The organism is uncultured Agrobacterium sp., from assembly GCF_913777885.1.
Taxonomy (GTDB): domain Bacteria; phylum Pseudomonadota; class Alphaproteobacteria; order Rhizobiales; family Rhizobiaceae; genus Agrobacterium.
Genome location: NZ_CAJYTV010000003.1, coordinates 522747 through 539086 on the forward strand (window position 1 = coordinate 522747; position 16340 = coordinate 539086).

The following is a 16340-nucleotide window of genomic DNA, read 5'->3' on the forward strand; positions in this document are numbered from 1 at the left end:
TGCGTGCTTCCGACCTATTGTTGGAATCAACCTGGGGGAGATACATGCGCTTTATTCGAAATTGGGTCATCCCGTTTTTTTCAACGGTCATTTTCGCCTTCATCGGCCTTCTGATCACCGGGTCGCCGGGATACAATATCGTCATGACATTTGACGGGCAGCCTATCGACGGCGGCCCTACACCTGAGCAGGTTGACGCCACAATTGCGAGAGGAACAGGGCTCGATAGTCATGTCGATTTCTATGGCATCGCGCTTCCAGGCGAGCCCCTGTTTTGGATGATCGGCATCGTTCTCGTAGCAGCGTTTATCGACTACAAGTTCGGGTCGGCCTTCAAGATGCCCGCCTCTGCCTGATCTATCGGGAATGGCGCGAGCGCGCCAAGTCCCGTTTAGTCGGTTATTATCGCTTCTGCAACGTCGCGAGCTCTTCCACACCCACATGGCTCTCCACCGCGCTGCCGCGCAGGTGAAGATAAAGTCCGATGAAGAAGGCGAGCCCGGCGATGAACACCAGATACCAGGCATGCGCCATGGGGTTGATCGCAAGCGCTGTGCTCACCGCAATCGGCGTCAATCCGCCGAAGACGGCGTAGGAGACGTTGTAGGCGAAGGACAGGCCTGAGAAACGAACCGAGGCCGGGAAGGCGCGGACCATCACGTAAGGCACCGCACCCGCCATGCCGACCGACAGGCCCATCACCGCGTAAAGCGCAAACATGTTGCTGAGCGATGTTCCGGCATAGCTGTAGAAGGTGAAGGTGGCGATGCCGAAGAAGATGCTGGCGCCCATGAAGAAAATGCCGCTGCCGATGCGGTCGATCAGCGCGCCGGCGATGATGACACCGAAGATCAGGAACAGGGTGCCGAAGCTCGTGCCGGCCAGCGCTTGTGTCGGCGTGTAGCCGTAGAGCTTTTGCAGGAAGGTGGCCGTCATCAGCGTCGTGACGACGATGGCCGCGGACAACACCCAGGTGAGCAGCGCGGAGACCACGACGCCGCGCATATGGTTCTTCAGCACGAGGCTGAGCGGCAGCTTGTCCGAGAGCGTTTTTGAGTTCTTCATCTGCGTGAAGATCGGCGTTTCTTCCAGCCAACGACGCAGATAGACCGCGATCAATCCAAAGACGCCGCCGATGAGGAAGGGAATGCGCCAGGCATAGCCCGACACGGCTTCCGGCGTGAAAATGGTGTTGATCGCAAAGGCGATGAGCGATCCCAGCATGATTCCGAAAGACAGGCCAGACGTCAGCAGGCCGCAGGCAAGGCCGACATAGCGAAAGGGCACGTGCTCAGACACAAAGGTCCAGGCGCCCGGCACCTCGCCGCCAATGGCCGCTCCTTGCAGCATGCGCAAGACGATGAGCAGGATGGGCGCTGCGACGCCAATCGTTGCATAGGTCGGCATAAGGGCCATGCCGAGTGTCGAGAGTGCCATCAGCAGGATGGAGAAGGCGAAGACGCGCTTGCGGCCATAGCGGTCTCCGTAATGGGCGAGAATGATGCCGCCGATGGGTCGCACAAGATAGCCGGCGGCGAAGATGCCGAAGGTCTGGATCATCACCAGCCAGTCCGGCATGTCCGGCGGGAAGAACAGATGACCGATCACCGTGGCGAAGAAGACGAAGATGATGAAGTCATAGAATTCCAGCGCGCCGCCGAGAGCGGAAAGGCCAAGCGTTCTATAATCCTGTGCATTCAGCGCGCGGGCGGGAACCGGGGTCGTGGTGGGAGACATGAGCGGTTTCTTCTCTCAGGGATCGTTCCCTGTGCCATGCGTTAAAGAGCCTGCTAATTCAAGTCTTTTGTCAGCTTATGTCACAGCGTCTATTAAAGCGTACGGTGATCGTTCAGATTTGTCTTTTGGGCTTTTGTTGTCTTACCGCACGTCTTGACCGCAAGGCCGCTGCACAATTTTGCGCGTCATGCGTTTGTGATCCTACACAAAATGGCGGTTGTGTCGTCAGACTGTTTCAGCCGGGGGTATTGTAGACCCTTTGGATCAATATCCCGCTCCAACTGGCGAAGCTCTCGGATGAGGCTTGCTAGTCCGGCTGTGACGGCGCGGCGGATGAGGGAGCCAGGGGTGTAATTCCTATAAAGACTCACAAGATCTGCCAGTCCATCAGAACAGATGATAGCCGTGGCGCCGCCTGAGATTTCGATCTCGGCGGTCGCGATGTGGTCAGCCGTTTCGGGAACGAGGCTCAGGGACCAGACGGTGCCATCCGCCGTGTTCTGTCGTTCGCGGTTGCGCCTTAGATCGGCAAGCGTTTTGGGGTCGCTGGTTGCCATGCCCGCCGCACCGATGCCGCCCAGACGAGCGATATGGGCGCGTGCCGCTGCTTGTTCACGCTCGAAGGCGTCGGGCAGGGCCATCAGGTTTTCTTCCCGGCCGTCATCATGAAGGATATAGACGACGCTATCGCCAAGGCCGGCGAATTGCAGCCCGTTGGGCGTGATGCGCAGACCCGCGAGCGCGGCAACCGGCCAGGCATAGCGCGGCTGATCGCCCGCCGTGGCCTCGAAGATGGTTCTGGCATCCTTGGAAATGCGGCGGATGATGTCTGTAAAATCCGCCCCGGGCGAGACTTCGCTCATCAAACGCTTGGCGGCGAAGTCGGCAATCCATGCGGCATCCGAGCCAAACTCCGTCATGAACTGCCACTCGCCAAGGCCAGTCGCGCCATCGACGACGAATGCGCTTGAGGCATTCCATGCCAGCCGATCCTCGTTGGGGCGCTCTGCCTTGCCGGGATCGCTGATGCTGTCGATAACGTCAATCTGCATGGGAGTTACTCGAAGCGGCTGATGATGCTGATGCCGCTATCCTTGAAGCTGTCCATCGCGGGTAGCGCGGTGACGGCATCGGATAGAGAAATGTGCTTGCCGATGAGCTTTTCCGGAGAGAGCTTGCCGGTGCGGATCATTGCCAGCATGTCGTCATAGCGCCAGGCCTGCATACCGTGGCTGCCGTAGATTTCCAGTTCATGAGCAATCACCCGCGCCATCGGGATTTGCGGCATGGAATGATCGGCGAGCATCAATCCCACCTGCACGTGGCGGCCACGGCGGCGCAAGTTACTGATCGAGTTGCAGCAGGTTTGCGGGTGGCCAAGCGCATCTACGGAGACATGAGCGCCGCCGCCGGTCGCATCGCGGACAGCTTCGGTCACGTCGGCAACGTTGCGGCTGTTGATGGTGACGGTGGCGCCGAGTTCCTTGGCCAGCGCCAGCTTGTCATCGGCAATATCGATGGCGACGATCTGCGCGCCAAGACCTGCGCCAATCATGATGGCGGAGAGCCCGACACCGCCGCACCCGTGAACCGCCAGCCATTCGCCGCCTTTCAGACGACCCTGGTCGACGACAGCGCGGAAGGAAGTGGCAAAGCGGCAACCGAGGCTTGCTGCCGTATCGAAGCTCATATCGTCAGGCATATGGACCAGATTCTGGTCGGCATAATCGATCGCGACATATTCGGCAAAAGAGCCCCAATGGGTGAAGCCCGGCTGGAACTGCGTTTCGCAGACCTGCTGGTTGCCAGAGCGGCACTCCTGGCAGTGGCCGCAGCCGGAAACGAAGGGAACGGTGACGCGGTCACCCACCTTGAAACGCATGACATTCTTGCCAACCGCAGAAATCACGCCGGCGAATTCGTGACCCGGCACATGGGGCAGGTGGATGTCGCTGTCATGGCCCATCCAGCCGTGCCAGTCGCTGCGGCAAAGGCCGGTCGCCTTCACCGAGATGACCACGCCGCCCGGTGTCGGCTCCGGGTCCGGCAAGTTCGAGATTTTCGGTGCTTCGCCAAACCGTTCGTAGAATAATGCGCGCATAGGTGCCTCCTGAGTTGGAGCGGAGTTACCCGGTTTTCCGGTCTCGAAACAGTGCGCTACTCTGCTACAATCATCAAATCTTCTGATGCAAAGTGTAAGCTGACGCGCTCGCCGATGGCAGGCTGTGCCGTGCCGGGATCGTTGAACATGTCGAACGAAAGCACGCTGCCGCCGACATCGAGACGAGTGCGGATGACCGAGCCGAGGAAGTGGCTGGAGGTCACAATGCCGGAAATGGCGACATCGCCCTTGGCGCTTTCGGCCAGCGATCCAGCTTCCGGGCGAAGTGCAACGGTGACCTTTTCGCCATTCGCCTTTGCAAGCGGCTTTTTCAGCGAGACCTTCTGATCACCGATCAGAATTGTGCTTGTTGCTGCATCGACAACGGTGGCGTCGATGAGGTTCAACGTGCCGACGAAGGAGGCGACGAAGCGCGTGGCCGGACTGTTGTAAATCTCGAAAGGCGAGCCAATCTGATCGGCGCGACCGGCATTCATCACCACGATACGATCCGAAATCGACAGGGCCTCTTCCTGGTCATGCGTGACAAAGATTGTGGTGATGCCAAGCTTGCGCTGGATCTGGCGGATTTCTTCACGCAGCGACACGCGGATCTTGGCGTCAAGCGCAGAAAGTGGCTCGTCGAGGAGCAGCACTTCCGGCTTGGGTGCCAGCGCGCGTGCAAGTGCCACGCGCTGTTGCTGGCCGCCCGACATCTGGTAGGGATAGCGGTCTGCCAGATGCTCCAGATGGATGAGCGCCAGCATTTCCTTGACGCGTGCGTCGATTTCAGCCTTCGGCTTGCCTGCGACCTTGAGGCCGAAGGCGACGTTTTCGCGGACATTGATGTTCGGAAACAGCGCGTAAGCCTGGAACACCATGCCGATGTTGCGCTGGTTGGGACGAAGTGTCGTCTGGTCCTTGCCGTTGATGACGATTGCGCCATCGCTCGGCGTTTCGAAGCCTGCGATCATGCGCAACACGGTCGTCTTGCCGCAGCCTGATGGGCCGAGGAAAGAGACGAACTCGCCCTTCTCGATGGCCATATTGAAGTCATGCACGACCTGGATCGGACCGAAGGATTTTTTGATGTGCGTGAGTGTCAGAAAGCTCATATAGAAATCCTTCATGCCTTGGGAGGCGCGCCCTTCTGGTAGCGGGAGACGAGTTGGATGAGACCGAGGCAACCCCAGGTGATGCCGAATGAAATCACGGCAAGGGCAGCAGGCTCGTAAGCACGGTTCGCGCCGAGAAGCTGCATGTAGGGGCCGAAGGCCGGTCGGTTCAAAAGCGCCGCCATGGTAAACTCACCGATGACGATGGCGAAGGTCAGGAAGGCGCCAGATAGGACGGCGACAAGGACGTTCGGCAGGATGATGCGGGCAAGAATGGTCGTCCAGCCGGCGCCAAGGCTTTGCGCCGCTTCCGTCAGCGTGCCGATATCGATGGTGCGAAGGCCGGTATCGACGGCGCGGTACATATAGGGCAGCGCCAGCGTGGTGTAGCCAAACATCAGGAGCAGGTTGGTGCCTGTCGTCGTGCCCGTCAGCGGTAGCCAGCTGGACGTGTTGTAAAGGCGGATATAGCCGAAGACGATGACGATGGCCGGAATGACAAGCGGCAGCAGTGTGATGAACTCGATAACGGGGCGCAGTGTGGGCAGTTTCAGCCGCACCCAATAGGCTGTCGGCACCACCAATAATACGCCGAAGACGATGGTGACGAGCGCCATGACCACGGAATAGGTGAAGGTTTCCTGAAAGCGCGGGTCGCTCAACACTACGGCATAGGCATCGAAAGAATAGACACCACGCCGCATCTTCAGCGAGAAGTTGGTCATGCCGATCAGCGGCAGGGCGAAATAGAGGATACCGAAGAGGAGGGCGCCCCAGGCGAAAAATCGCTTCATTTCAGCCACCTCTCGCTGCGCGTGCGCATCCAGATATAGAGCGTGTTGGCGATACAGGTGACGACGATCATGCCGAAGGCCAGCGCATAGCCAAGATTGGCATTGCCGAGAACGTCACCGCGGATCTGGGCGAAGAGCAGGATCGGTACGATGCTGAGCGAGGAGCCGGTGAGCGCGATCGCCGTTGCGACAGCACCAAAGGCGTTGGCGAAGAGGAGCGAGAAGGTGCCAAGGATCGATGGCAAAAGGATTGGAAAGGCGACCATGCGCCAATATTGCCAGCCGCTTGCGCCGAGAATTTCGGCGGCTTCGCGCCATTCGCGCTTCAGGCCGTCGAGGGCTGGGGTGATAATGAGGATCATCAGCGGGATCTGGAAGAACAGATAGGTGATCGTCAGGCCCCAGAATGACAGAATGTTGAAGCCGAGGACGCGCAGATCGATGCCGAGCTGGGTCTTCAGAAACAGCGTGACGAGGCCGACGGGGCCAAGCGTGGCAATGAAGGCGAAGGCCAGCGGCACGCCAGCAAATTGGGACGCGACGCCCGAGAAGGTCAAAAGCGGCGCACGGATTTTCTGCGGCAAGCCGCCCAGCACGACGGCGCAGGCCACGGCAAAACCGATCAGACAGCCAAGGGCTGCGGAGGCAACGCTAATCTTGATCGATATCCAGTAGGCGGCAAGGATCGAGGGTGTGAAGAGCCCGATAATATTGTCAAAGGTGAAGCTGCCGTCCGGGCCTTGAAATGCGCCGATGACGATCTTCATCGTCGGCATGATCAAGAAAAGCAGGACAAAAATGGCGAATGGCAAAATGCCGAGCCATTCGAGCTTCGGCCGATAGCGCCGTTTAACCGGCAGGGCTGTGCCAGTATCTGCTGATGACATTCTGTCCCCATTGCCGCGATCATCGCGGTCTCATTCTTTATGTGCAGCCAGCCGCCCCGGACTTTCGAGACCGGGGCGGCTGTTCGTTGTTACGTCTTACTTGACGTTGGCGCCGACGACTTTGTCCCAATCGCCGGTGACGGCTGCCTTGTTGGCATCGACATCTTCGAGCGTCGGGAAGGTTGCCTTTTCATAGGCTGCCGGTGGCGGCAGGGCGTCGAGAAGGTCCTTCGGGATCTTGTTCGCCTTGGCCATGGCATTGAAGCGGATCGGATGGCAGAAGCCCTTCAGCCAGCCGAGCTGACCGTCGTCCGAATAGAGGTGCTCCATCCACAGTTTCGCGGCATTCGGGTGCGGGGCGTAAGCGGAGATGCCCTGCACGTAGACGCCAGCCAGAACGCCCTTTTCAGGAACAACGACTTCTGTCGGTGGGTTACCGTTCAGCGTCTTTGCCCAGCCGAGAGCGTTGTAGTCCCAGGCAATCACGATCGGCGTTGCACCCTGTGCCAGCGTTCCGGCCTTGCCGATAACGGGCACGAAGTTGCCAGCCTTGTTCAGGTCTGCAAAGTACTTCAGGCCTGCTTCACCAGCTTCCTTGCCATCTTTCGCGCCTGTGGACAGACCAGCGGCGAGAACGCCGAGGATCGCCTGGTTGGAGGCGCGCGGGTCACCAGCAAGTGCGACCTGACCGGCATATTCCGGCTTCAGCAGATCGGCCCAGTCTTTGGGAGAATTCGTCACAAGGTCCTTGTTCACGAAGAAGGACATGACGCCGTAATAGTCGCCGTACCAGTAGCCTTCGGCGTCCTTGACGTTGTCTGGAATTTCGTCCCAGGTGGAGACCTTGTAAGGCTGGAGAAGACCGTCCTTCTTGGCCTGTGGGCCGAATGCCAGACCGACGTCGATCACGTCCGGAGCCTGCGGGCCCTTATTGTCCTTGTTGGCCTTGATGGCTTCGATCTCGTCAGCCGAACCGGCATCAGGATTCAGCTCATTGACCTGGATTTCAGGGTACTTGGCCTTGAAGGAGGCGATGACGTCGCCGTATCCACACCAGTCGTGCGGCAGGGCGATGGTCGTCAGCATGCCTTCCTTCTTGGCAGCTGCGATGAGTTCTTCGCTCGGTGCTGCCGTGGCGATTGCCGTGGTGGCAAGCACGATTGCGGTGGTAAGCGAAAGCAGTCGGCGGCTATTTGAGATCACTTTTGTTCTCCTCTACGTGTCTCATGCGTCGGCGGACGCTGTACGTGGCTTGCATGAATGTTATGTGACGTTTGTAAGGGTGCTTATTGCGGTCACGCTAGCCCCGTTTGGGCCTCCTTGCCATGTTTACGTCACTTTTTTGTCATGTTGCAATGTTTGCGACATTTGTCGTTCTACTTGCGTCTTCTCCCTCTCATCCCTTTATGTGCTTCGATCGCTGGTGTCTCACCGTCGATCTGGTTTTCTGAACAGGCGTGTCTGTTCGAAAAGGCCTTCGAGCGCGTTCATGCGCTGACGGGTTTCATCCCATCCATTGCTTTGCACCGCTTCGATCAAGGCCTCGACGACGAAGAGGGTCACGACCGAGCTGTCCCAAGCGGATGGCGCTTCAATGCGCACACGGAAGGTGTGCTTGGCAAAGCGTGATACGGGCGAGGTCCATTGATCGGTGAAAAGCAGAATGCTGACATTGTTGTCATGCGCCACTTGGGCGAGCGTCACCATGTCCTGTTCGTAGCGACGGATATCGAAGATCACCAGCACATCACCTGCGCTCATGTTCAGCATGTATTGCGGCCAGGAGCTGGAGTTGGATGACATCAGTGCCGTCTTCGGGCGGATGACCTGCATATGGGTGAAGAAATATTCCGCAATCGCACCAGTGATGCGCCCACCGACGAAATAGATGCCGCGCTTTCTGTCCGAGAGCAGTGCGGCCGCATTGTCGAAATCGGCCGTGTCCAGATCGCTCAGCGTGTCGCGCAGATTGTTGGTGATGGCAGCGGCGAAGCGGTTCAGGATATGCAAGCCAGGCGCGTTGCTTGCCCATCTGTCATGCTTGGCAATCGGGTTGGAAATGGTGGCTTCCAGCTCCTGGTGGAGGCTTGCCTGAAATTCGGGGTAACCCTTGTAGCCAAGCTTTTGCACCATGCGCGCCACTGTGGGAGTGGAAACGCCTGCATTTTCTGCAACGGTGGTGATGCTGCCGAGACCCGACACCGGATAGTTCGCCAGTAGACTTTCGGCGAGCTGTCGTTCGGCGCGCGTCAAATCCTCATAGTGGGTCTGGATGACCTCCGACACCGTCGCAGACGACGTGTTGCTCAAATTTTTCCCCTTTTCCGGTTTTCTCACCGGGTTTTGCGCAAGATTAAGATACGCCGCTGCGCCGGAGTCAATCGAAAAAATGAAGAGAAAATTTCAAAAATCTATTTGACACTTTGGGATATGTGAAGAATTCTCTTCGCGTCGTTGGGGAACGGCAAAACCAGTGGGGTACGACCATGACGGTTCGTTCGCAATTTTTCCATGCCGACGAAGGTGACGCAGTCGCGGTGGAAAACGAAACGGGGAACAGCGCTGTGCTGCTCGTCTGTGAGCATGCCTCGAACACGCTTCCCGCACGCTACGGGGATCTCGGTCTTACCGAGGATGTTCTCTCGAGCCATATTGCCTGGGACCCCGGTGCGCTTTCAGTGGCGCGCTTTATGTCTCAAAAGCTCGATGCGGCGCTGGTGTTTCAGCGGTTTTCGCGACTGATCTATGACTGCAACCGTCCGCCGGAGTCGGCATCCGCGATGCCGGTAACGAGTGAGATTTACGACATTCCCGGCAATGCCGATCTGGATGAGTCAGAGCGGTTTCTTCGCACTGCCGCGCTTTACGTGCCTTTTCATGAAGCCGTTTCCAGTCTTGTGGAAAGGCGCAAGATCCTCGGTATCGAGAGTGTCGTCGTTACGATCCATAGTTTCACGCCGATTTATCACGGGCGGGTACGCGAGGTGGAAATCGGCATTCTGCATGACAGGGACTCGCGCCTTGCCGATGCGATGCTGGTCGATCGAGACAGATCCTCTTTCAAGGTAGAGCGCAACCAGCCCTATGGACCGGAAGACGGCGTAACCCATACGCTTCGCCTGCACGCGCTGCCGGACGGGTTGCTGAATGTGATGATCGAGGTTCGCAACGATCTGATCGCCGACGATGCGGGGCAACGTGCGGCAGCCGACCATTTGAGTGAAAGCCTCGAAAGAGCGCTTGCAAGCATAGGAGACTAGACTTGAATGGCGGCAGGTTTTCCTGTCGGAGAACGATGTGCCGTGTGGTCCAGAACGCCGATAAAGGCGCGAGCCAGACGGGATAGGGAACAGCAGATGCATGCGGCCGGTGGGGAAAACCTTGCCAGCCGAAACTGGGGCAAAATCGGCCAATCCGGCTGACTGCCTGCTTTTTTCTTGATCAGGAGAGACAAGGCATGGACAGTTCATCATCCGGCGTCAGCTATAAGAAGGCGGACGCATCCTATTTCGAGAAACGTGGACTTTCGCGTTATGCGGGCGTCTGGTCGCTGTGGGCGCTCGGCGTCGGCGCGGTCATTTCCGGGCATTTTTCCGGCTGGAACTTCGGCTTTGCCACCGGCGGCTGGGGCGGTATGCTGGTGGCGGGTATCATCATCGCCATCATGTATCTGGGGCTTACTTTTTCCATCGCGGAAATGAGCCCGGCGCTGCCGCATACCGGAGCGGCCTATTCGTTCGCGCGAACGGCTATGGGGCCATGGGGTGGTTTCATCACCGGGCTTTGTGAGAACGTTGAGTATGTTCTGACCCCTGCCGTCATCGTCACCTTTATCACGGCTTATGTGAACTCAATCCTCGGGCTCGATCCGGCCTATTCGCCGCTATTGTGGGTGCTGTTTTACATCATCTTCCTTAGCCTCAACGTGTTCGGGCTTGAGTTGTCCTTCAAGGTCACGCTGGTCATCACGCTGATTTCGCTCGGTGTTCTGGTGTTCTTCTGGATCAGCGCCATTCCAAATATCGACTTCTCGCGCTGGGCGCTGAATATCGGTGTCGGGCCGGATGGCAAGGCTGTCGAATTGCCGGAGGGCAACGGCTCCTTCTTCCCCTTTGGTATCTCGGGCGTCCTTGCGACACTTCCCTTTGCCGTCTGGCTGTTCCTCGCCATCGAGCAGTTGCCTCTTGCAGCCGAGGAATCGGTCGATCCCAAGCGCGACATGCCCAAGGGCATCATTCTCGGCATCATCACGCTGATGATTTCCGCGTTCATGATCGTGCTGCTCAACCCTTCGCTTCCAGGTGTTGGGACGTTCCATCTCAGTTCGGCGCTCGAGCCTTTGTTGGATGGTTTCAAGGCGGTCTATGGTGACAGCGGCGTGGTTCTCTTGGGCCTCGTGGCGCTGACCGGTCTTATCGCCAGTTTCCACACAATCCTTTACGCACAGGGGCGGCAGATTTATTCGCTCTCGCGTGCGGGCTACTTCCCGACCGCGCTCTCCATCACACACTCCAAGTTCAAAACGCCGCATGTCGCCATGCTGACGGGAGCGATTGTGGGTTTGAGTGTCATGATGATCATCTGGTTCGCGCTCGGTGCGGAGCAGGGCGGCAGCATCATCGGTAGCGTGTTGCTGAACATGGCGGTATTCGGCGCGATGTTCTCCTACATCATGCAGGCGATTTCCTTCATCCTGCTACGTAAGAACCTGCCGCACATCGAGCGGCCTTTCCGCTCGCCGCTTGGGGTGCCGGGTGCCGTGCTCACCATCATCATCGCAGTCGTGACACTGCTTTATCAGGTGCAGGATCCAAACTTCACCAAAGGTGTACTTTGGGTTGCGATCTGGTTTGCCGTTGCAATCGCCTATTTCGCGATGATCGGTCGCCATCGTCTCATTCTCTCTCCAGAGGAAGAGTTTGCGATGGAGCAGAAGCAGGTTGCGCGCAACGTCTCTCCTGTGAAGGCGTGACGGTCCAAATATCGCAGGGCGGCTCCTTCGTGGCCGCCCGCTGCCAAACACGAAAAAAGGGAACAACCACATCATGACGACCTACACATTCGACGAGCTGAAGAAGGATGTCGCCGAAGGGCGGATCGATACGGTTCTGGCATGCCTCGTGGATATGCAGGGTCGCCTGATGGGCAAGCGGTTTCAGGCGCAGTTCTTTGTCGAAAGCGCGCATGAGGAAACCCACAGCTGCAACTATCTGCTCGCCACCGACATGGAGATGGAAACCGTCTCAGGTTATAAATCCACCAGTTGGGAGAAGGGCTATGGCGATTATACGCTTAAGCCGGACATGGCGACCTTGCGCCGCGTTCCTTGGCTGGATGGGACCGCGCTCGTTCTGTGCGATGCCTATGATCATCACACCCATGCCGAGGTCCCGCATTCGCCGCGCGCCATGCTGAAGCGCCAGGTCGCGCGGCTTGAGGCCATGGGTCTGAAGGCTTACATGGCAAGCGAACTGGAATTCTTCCTCTTCGACCAAAGCTTCGAATCGGCACGCGCCAGCGGGTATCGCAACCTTAATCCAGCGAGCGCCTATAACGAGGATTACCATATCTTCCAGACCACCAAGGAAGAAGAGGTGATGCGCGCCATCCGTAACGGTCTGCAGGGCGCGGGCATCCCGGTGGAGAACACCAAAGGTGAGGCCTCCGCCGGCCAGGAAGAAATCAATGTGCGCTATGCGGACGCGCTGACCATGGCCGACCGCCATGCCATCATCAAGAACGCCACCAAGGAAATCGCCTGGTCCAAGGGCAAGGCCGTGACCTTCCTCGCCAAATGGAATTACAGTGCCGCTGGCAGCTCTTCCCACATTCACCAGTCGCTCTGGAGCCTGGATGGTAAGACGCCGAAATTCTTCGACAAGGACGCCGAGTATGGCATGTCGCAGATGATGAAGCATTATGTGGCGGGGCTTCTGGCGCATGCCAGCGAGATCACCTATTTCCTCGCGCCTTACATCAACTCCTACAAGCGCTACATGGCAGGCACATTCGCACCGACCAAAGCGGTCTGGAGCATGGACAACCGCACGGCGGGGTACCGTCTGTGCGGCGATGCCACCAAGGGCATCCGCATCGAGTGCCGTGTGGGCGGCTCCGATCTCAACCCGCATCTTGCCATGGCAGCGCTGCTTGCGGCCGGCATTGACGGCATCGAAAAGAAGATGGAACTTGAGCCGCAATTCGTCGGCGACGCCTATGGCGGAAAGGAAGTTCGAGAAATCCCGAAAACGCTTCGCGACGCCACGGATCACCTGAACGGTTCCGCCATGCTGCGCGGGGCTTTCGGGGACGACGTGATCGACCACTATGTGCGTGCCGCAAAGTGGGAGCAGGAAGAATATGATCGCCGCGTAACCGACTGGGAAGTCGCGCGCGGTTTCGAAAGAGCATAACAGGCTAGGAACATATCATGGTCATGATCCAGAATATCTCGCCGATCGACGGCTCGGTTTATGCCGAACGGGAGGCGATGTCGCTGGATGCGGCGCGCAGCGCCGTGTTGAAGGCGCGGGCTGCGCAAAAAACGTGGGCGCATCGTCCTTTGGAGGAACGCGTTCAACTGGTTCTGAAGGGCGTCGCACGACTTAACGAGATGGTGGACGAGGTGGTGCCGGAACTCGCCCGCATGATGGGTCGCCCGGTGCGCTATGGTGGCGAGTTCAAGGGTTTCAACGAGCGCTCCAACTACGTGGCCTCGATTGCGGCAGACGCGCTTGCCCCGCTCGTCATCGAGGATAGTGGCAATTTCGAACGCCGCATCGAGCGCGAAGCCCATGGCGTCGTCTTCGTTATCGCGCCGTGGAACTACCCCTATATGACGGCGATCAACACGATTGCGCCGGCCCTGATGGCTGGCAACACAGTGGTGATCAAACATGCGGCGCAGACGCTCCTCGTCGGCGAGCGGATGGTGCGTGCCTTTGTCGAGGCCGGTGTGCCGGACGATGTGTTCATCAATCTGTTCCTCGATCATCAGACGACGTCTGCGCTGATCGCCGAAGGGTTGTTCAACTTCGTCAATTTCACCGGATCGGTGGAAGGCGGGCGCGCGATCGAGCGGGCGGCGGCAGGCACCTTTACCGGACTTGGTCTGGAGCTTGGCGGCAAAGACCCAGGCTATGTCATGGACGATGCCGATCTAGACGCGGCGGTCGATACGCTGATGGATGGCGCGACCTACAATTCCGGCCAGTGCTGCTGCGGTATCGAGCGCATCTATGTCAATGAAGCGCTGTTCGATGCCTTTGTCGAAAAGTCGGTGGCCTGGGTCTCCAACTACAAGCTCGGCAATCCGCTGGAGCAGGAAACGACCCTTGGACCAATGGCCAACAAGCGTTTTGCCAAGGTCGTGCGCCAGCAGGTGGCCGACGCGATGTCTAAGGGTGCCAAGGCGCTGGTCGATCCGAAGCTGTTCTCCGCCGATGACGGCGAGAGCGCCTATGTCGCGCCGCAAATCCTCATCGACGTCGATCACTCCATGGAGTTCATGACGGAAGAGACCTTTGGTCCTGCCGTCGGCATCATGAAAGTGAAGAATGACGATGAAGCCATAAAGCTGATGAATGACAGCAAATACGGTCTCACCGCATCGCTCTGGACGCAGGATCCCGAGCGTGCGGGCCGGATCGGGCGCGAGATCGAAACGGGTACCGTCTTCATGAACCGCGCGGATTATCTCGACCCGGCGCTCTGCTGGACCGGCGTCAAGGAAACCGGGCGCGGCGGCTCGCTCTCCGTTATCGGCTTCCAGAACCTGACACGTCCGAAATCATACCATCTGAAGAAAGTCACGAAATGAATATCGTCGCAAACTGGAGCTATCCGACCCCGATCAAGCTCGGACGGGGCCGCATCAAGGAACTGGCGGATGCCTGCAAGACGCTCGGCATCAAGAAGCCGCTTCTGGTGACGGATCGCGGCCTTGCCGACATGGCGATCACTGGCCATGCGCTGGATATCCTTGATGAGGCGGGTCTTGGACGCGCGATCTTCTCCGACGTCGATCCGAACCCGAACGAGATCAACCTCGAAGCCGGTGTGAAGGCGTTCAAGGATGGCGATCATGATGGCGTCGTCGCCTTTGGTGGCGGCTCGGGGCTGGATCTCGGCAAGGCGGTGGCCTTCATGGCGGGGCAGACGCGTCCCGTATGGGATTTCGAGGATATTGGCGACTGGTGGACGCGTGCCAATTCGGACGCGATTGCACCAATCGTCGCCGTGCCGACGACTGCCGGAACGGGATCTGAAGTGGGGCGCGCCAGCGTCATTACCAATTCCAAGACCCATGTGAAGAAGATCATCTTCCATCCGAAATTTCTGCCGGGCGTCGTCATCTGCGATCCGGAACTGACCGTCGGCATGCCGAAGGCGATCACCGCTGGCACCGGCATGGATGCGTTTGCCCACTGCCTGGAAGCTTATTCCTCGCCCTTCTTTCACCCAATGAGCCAGGGTATTGCGCTGGAAGGCATGCGGCTGATCAAGGAATTCCTGCCGCGGGCTTACAAGGACGGCACGGATATTGAAGCACGCACCAATATGATGGCAGCCGCCGCGATGGGTGCAGTCTCATTCCAGAAGGGTCTCGGCGCGATCCATTCGCTCTCGCATCCGATCGGTGCGGTCTACAACACCCATCACGGCATGACCAATGCGGTGGTGATGCCCGCCGTGCTGCGCTTCAACCGGCCTGCGATCGAAGACAAGATCGCGCGTGCGGCAGCGTACCTCGGGATCGCCGGCGGGTTCGACGGCTTTTACGACTACGTGCTGGAGCTTCGCAAGGAACTCGGCGTGCCGGAGAACCTGACAGCCATGGGTATCAAGCCGGATCGTATCGACGAGCTGACGGCGGAAGCGATCAAGGATCCGAGCTGCGGAGGCAACCCGATCGAAATGACGCTTGAGAACACCAAGGCGTTGTTCGAGGACTGCTTCTGACCGATCGAGGCGGGGCTTCACGCGTCCCGCCGCCAGCCTTCGGTAGAGACCTCAATATCGCTACATGCTGATAAACGCGTTATGATCCTTATTTCCATGGGAGGAAGGATCATGAACAAGAACAGGATCTGTATCTGGTACGACAAAGACGCCGAGGCCGCGGCGCGGTTTTATGCGCAGACTTTTCCAAATAGCGCTGTAGGCACCATCACCCGGGCGCCCGGAGATTATCCGAGTGGCAGCCAGGGTGACGTTCTGGTGGTGGAGTTCACCGTTGCCGGAATACCCTGCATTGGCCTGAATGGTGGACCGACCTTCAAGCACACGGAAGCCTTTTCCTTTCAGATCGCTACCGACGACCAGGAGGAAACAGACCGCTACTGGAACGCCATCGTCGGTAATGGCGGGCAGGAAAGCGATTGCGGGTGGTGTAAGGACCGTTGGGGTATTTCCTGGCAGATCACGCCGCGCAGTCTCACGGACGCGCTGGCTGCTGGCGGCGGTGAAGCCAAACGGGCATTCGCAGCAATGATGGCGATGAAAAAGATCGATGTGGCGAAGGTCGAGGCCGCGAGGCGCGGCGACTGATTGGGGCAATCCACAGTGCCCCTGAACGGCGGAGGGGTGCCGCCCCGAGGCGCCATTCCGCCGGTGTTTCCAATTTGTTAACCATATTGGTTAACACTCTCCCAAGCACCATGCTTCGGTGCATTCCAGAGCATCGTACTTCCTAGGCTCTGACATT

General features: G+C 58.5%; 15 protein-coding genes. 7 read left to right on the plus strand and 8 right to left on the minus strand.

All coding sequences use genetic code 11. From position 1 onward, the window contains the following. The first annotated feature begins 44 nt into the window (after positions 1-44). Positions 45-356 carry a hypothetical protein gene (locus QZ869_RS03445; protein WP_296102471.1) on the plus strand — a complete coding sequence of 104 codons (312 nt, stop codon included), beginning with the start codon at positions 45-47 and terminating at the stop codon, positions 354-356. A 46-nt stretch (positions 357-402) separates the two neighbouring features. On the opposite strand, the gene QZ869_RS03450 is transcribed toward QZ869_RS03445, so the two are convergent. From QZ869_RS03450 to QZ869_RS03485, 8 genes are all read right to left on the minus strand, one after another. Beyond that, positions 403-1737: an MFS transporter gene (locus QZ869_RS03450; RefSeq protein WP_296102472.1), complete on the minus strand. Its 1335-nt coding sequence runs from the start codon at positions 1735-1737 to the stop codon at positions 403-405. A 185-nt stretch (positions 1738-1922) separates the two neighbouring features. Then, the gene (locus tag QZ869_RS03455; RefSeq protein WP_296102473.1) at positions 1923-2789 is read right to left on the minus strand and encodes a protein phosphatase 2C domain-containing protein; all 867 of its coding nucleotides are present in this window, start codon (positions 2787-2789) and stop codon (positions 1923-1925) included. 5 nt (positions 2790-2794) lie between these two features. Continuing rightward, positions 2795-3838 carry a zinc-dependent alcohol dehydrogenase family protein gene (locus QZ869_RS03460; RefSeq protein WP_296036155.1) on the minus strand — a complete coding sequence of 348 codons (1044 nt, stop codon included), beginning with the start codon at positions 3836-3838 and terminating at the stop codon, positions 2795-2797. Between the two features lie 56 nt (positions 3839-3894). Next, positions 3895-4953, minus strand: a complete 1059-nt coding sequence (locus tag QZ869_RS03465; RefSeq protein ID WP_296102474.1) for an ABC transporter ATP-binding protein — start codon at positions 4951-4953, stop codon at positions 3895-3897. An 11-nt stretch (positions 4954-4964) separates the two neighbouring features. Next, on the minus strand, positions 4965-5747 hold the full coding sequence (locus tag QZ869_RS03470; protein WP_296102475.1) for an ABC transporter permease: 783 nt from the start codon (positions 5745-5747) through the stop codon (positions 4965-4967). Then, entirely contained in the window at positions 5744-6634 is an 891-nt protein-coding gene (locus QZ869_RS03475) for an ABC transporter permease subunit (protein WP_296102476.1), read from the minus strand. The genes QZ869_RS03470 and QZ869_RS03475 overlap by 4 nt, the downstream gene beginning before the upstream one ends. Before the next feature lie 96 nt (positions 6635-6730). Then, positions 6731-7837, minus strand: a complete 1107-nt coding sequence (locus QZ869_RS03480) for an ABC transporter substrate-binding protein (RefSeq protein ID WP_296076372.1) — start codon at positions 7835-7837, stop codon at positions 6731-6733. A 225-nt stretch (positions 7838-8062) separates the two neighbouring features. Then, positions 8063-8944 carry a MurR/RpiR family transcriptional regulator gene (locus QZ869_RS03485; protein ID WP_296019153.1) on the minus strand — a complete coding sequence of 294 codons (882 nt, stop codon included), beginning with the start codon at positions 8942-8944 and terminating at the stop codon, positions 8063-8065. Positions 8945-9120: 176 nt separating this feature from the next. Here QZ869_RS03485 and QZ869_RS03490 point away from each other — a divergent pair, with 176 nt between their 5' ends. The 6 genes from QZ869_RS03490 (at position 9121) to QZ869_RS03515 (ending at position 16183) form a co-directional block, all read left to right on the plus strand. Further along, positions 9121-9894 carry an N-formylglutamate amidohydrolase gene (locus tag QZ869_RS03490; protein ID WP_296102477.1) on the plus strand — a complete coding sequence of 258 codons (774 nt, stop codon included), beginning with the start codon at positions 9121-9123 and terminating at the stop codon, positions 9892-9894. Positions 9895-10091: 197 nt separating this feature from the next. Next, a complete protein-coding gene (locus tag QZ869_RS03495; RefSeq protein WP_296019157.1) occupies positions 10092-11606 on the plus strand; it encodes an amino acid permease in 1515 nt (504 codons plus the stop codon). A gap of 73 nt (positions 11607-11679) precedes the next feature. After that, positions 11680-13047, plus strand: coding sequence for a glutamine synthetase family protein (locus QZ869_RS03500; protein ID WP_296102478.1), 1368 nt, complete (start codon positions 11680-11682; stop codon positions 13045-13047). A 17-nt stretch (positions 13048-13064) separates the two neighbouring features. After that, complete coding sequence (locus QZ869_RS03505; RefSeq protein WP_296084851.1) at positions 13065-14453, plus strand: aldehyde dehydrogenase family protein; 1389 nt, start codon at positions 13065-13067, stop codon at positions 14451-14453. Beyond that, on the plus strand, positions 14450-15595 hold the full coding sequence (locus QZ869_RS03510) for an iron-containing alcohol dehydrogenase (RefSeq protein WP_296102479.1): 1146 nt from the start codon (positions 14450-14452) through the stop codon (positions 15593-15595). Before QZ869_RS03505 ends, QZ869_RS03510 begins: the two co-directional genes overlap by 4 nt. Before the next feature lie 111 nt (positions 15596-15706). Further along, entirely contained in the window at positions 15707-16183 is a 477-nt protein-coding gene (locus QZ869_RS03515; protein ID WP_296102480.1) for a VOC family protein, read from the plus strand. Positions 16184-16340 lie beyond the last annotated feature (157 nt).

Excerpts from the sequence above, each read along its gene's own strand:
- QZ869_RS03445 (WP_296102471.1), top strand. The coding sequence starts at position 45 with ATGCGCTTTATTCGAAATTGGGTCATCCCGTTTTTTTCAACGGTCATT.
- QZ869_RS03450 (WP_296102472.1), bottom strand. The coding sequence starts at position 1,737 with ATGTCTCCCACCACGACCCCGGTTCCCGCCCGCGCGCTGAATGCACAG.
- QZ869_RS03455 (WP_296102473.1), bottom strand. The coding sequence starts at position 2,789 with ATGCAGATTGACGTTATCGACAGCATCAGCGATCCCGGCAAGGCAGAG.
- QZ869_RS03460 (WP_296036155.1), bottom strand. The coding sequence starts at position 3,838 with ATGCGCGCATTATTCTACGAACGGTTTGGCGAAGCACCGAAAATCTCG.
- QZ869_RS03465 (WP_296102474.1), bottom strand. The coding sequence starts at position 4,953 with ATGAGCTTTCTGACACTCACGCACATCAAAAAATCCTTCGGTCCGATC.
- QZ869_RS03470 (WP_296102475.1), bottom strand. The coding sequence starts at position 5,747 with ATGAAGCGATTTTTCGCCTGGGGCGCCCTCCTCTTCGGTATCCTCTAT.
- QZ869_RS03475 (WP_296102476.1), bottom strand. The coding sequence starts at position 6,634 with ATGTCATCAGCAGATACTGGCACAGCCCTGCCGGTTAAACGGCGCTAT.
- QZ869_RS03490 (WP_296102477.1), top strand. The coding sequence starts at position 9,121 with ATGACGGTTCGTTCGCAATTTTTCCATGCCGACGAAGGTGACGCAGTC.
- QZ869_RS03495 (WP_296019157.1), top strand. The coding sequence starts at position 10,092 with ATGGACAGTTCATCATCCGGCGTCAGCTATAAGAAGGCGGACGCATCC.
- QZ869_RS03500 (WP_296102478.1), top strand. The coding sequence starts at position 11,680 with ATGACGACCTACACATTCGACGAGCTGAAGAAGGATGTCGCCGAAGGG.
- QZ869_RS03505 (WP_296084851.1), top strand. The coding sequence starts at position 13,065 with ATGGTCATGATCCAGAATATCTCGCCGATCGACGGCTCGGTTTATGCC.
- QZ869_RS03510 (WP_296102479.1), top strand. The coding sequence starts at position 14,450 with ATGAATATCGTCGCAAACTGGAGCTATCCGACCCCGATCAAGCTCGGA.
- QZ869_RS03515 (WP_296102480.1), top strand. The coding sequence starts at position 15,707 with ATGAACAAGAACAGGATCTGTATCTGGTACGACAAAGACGCCGAGGCC.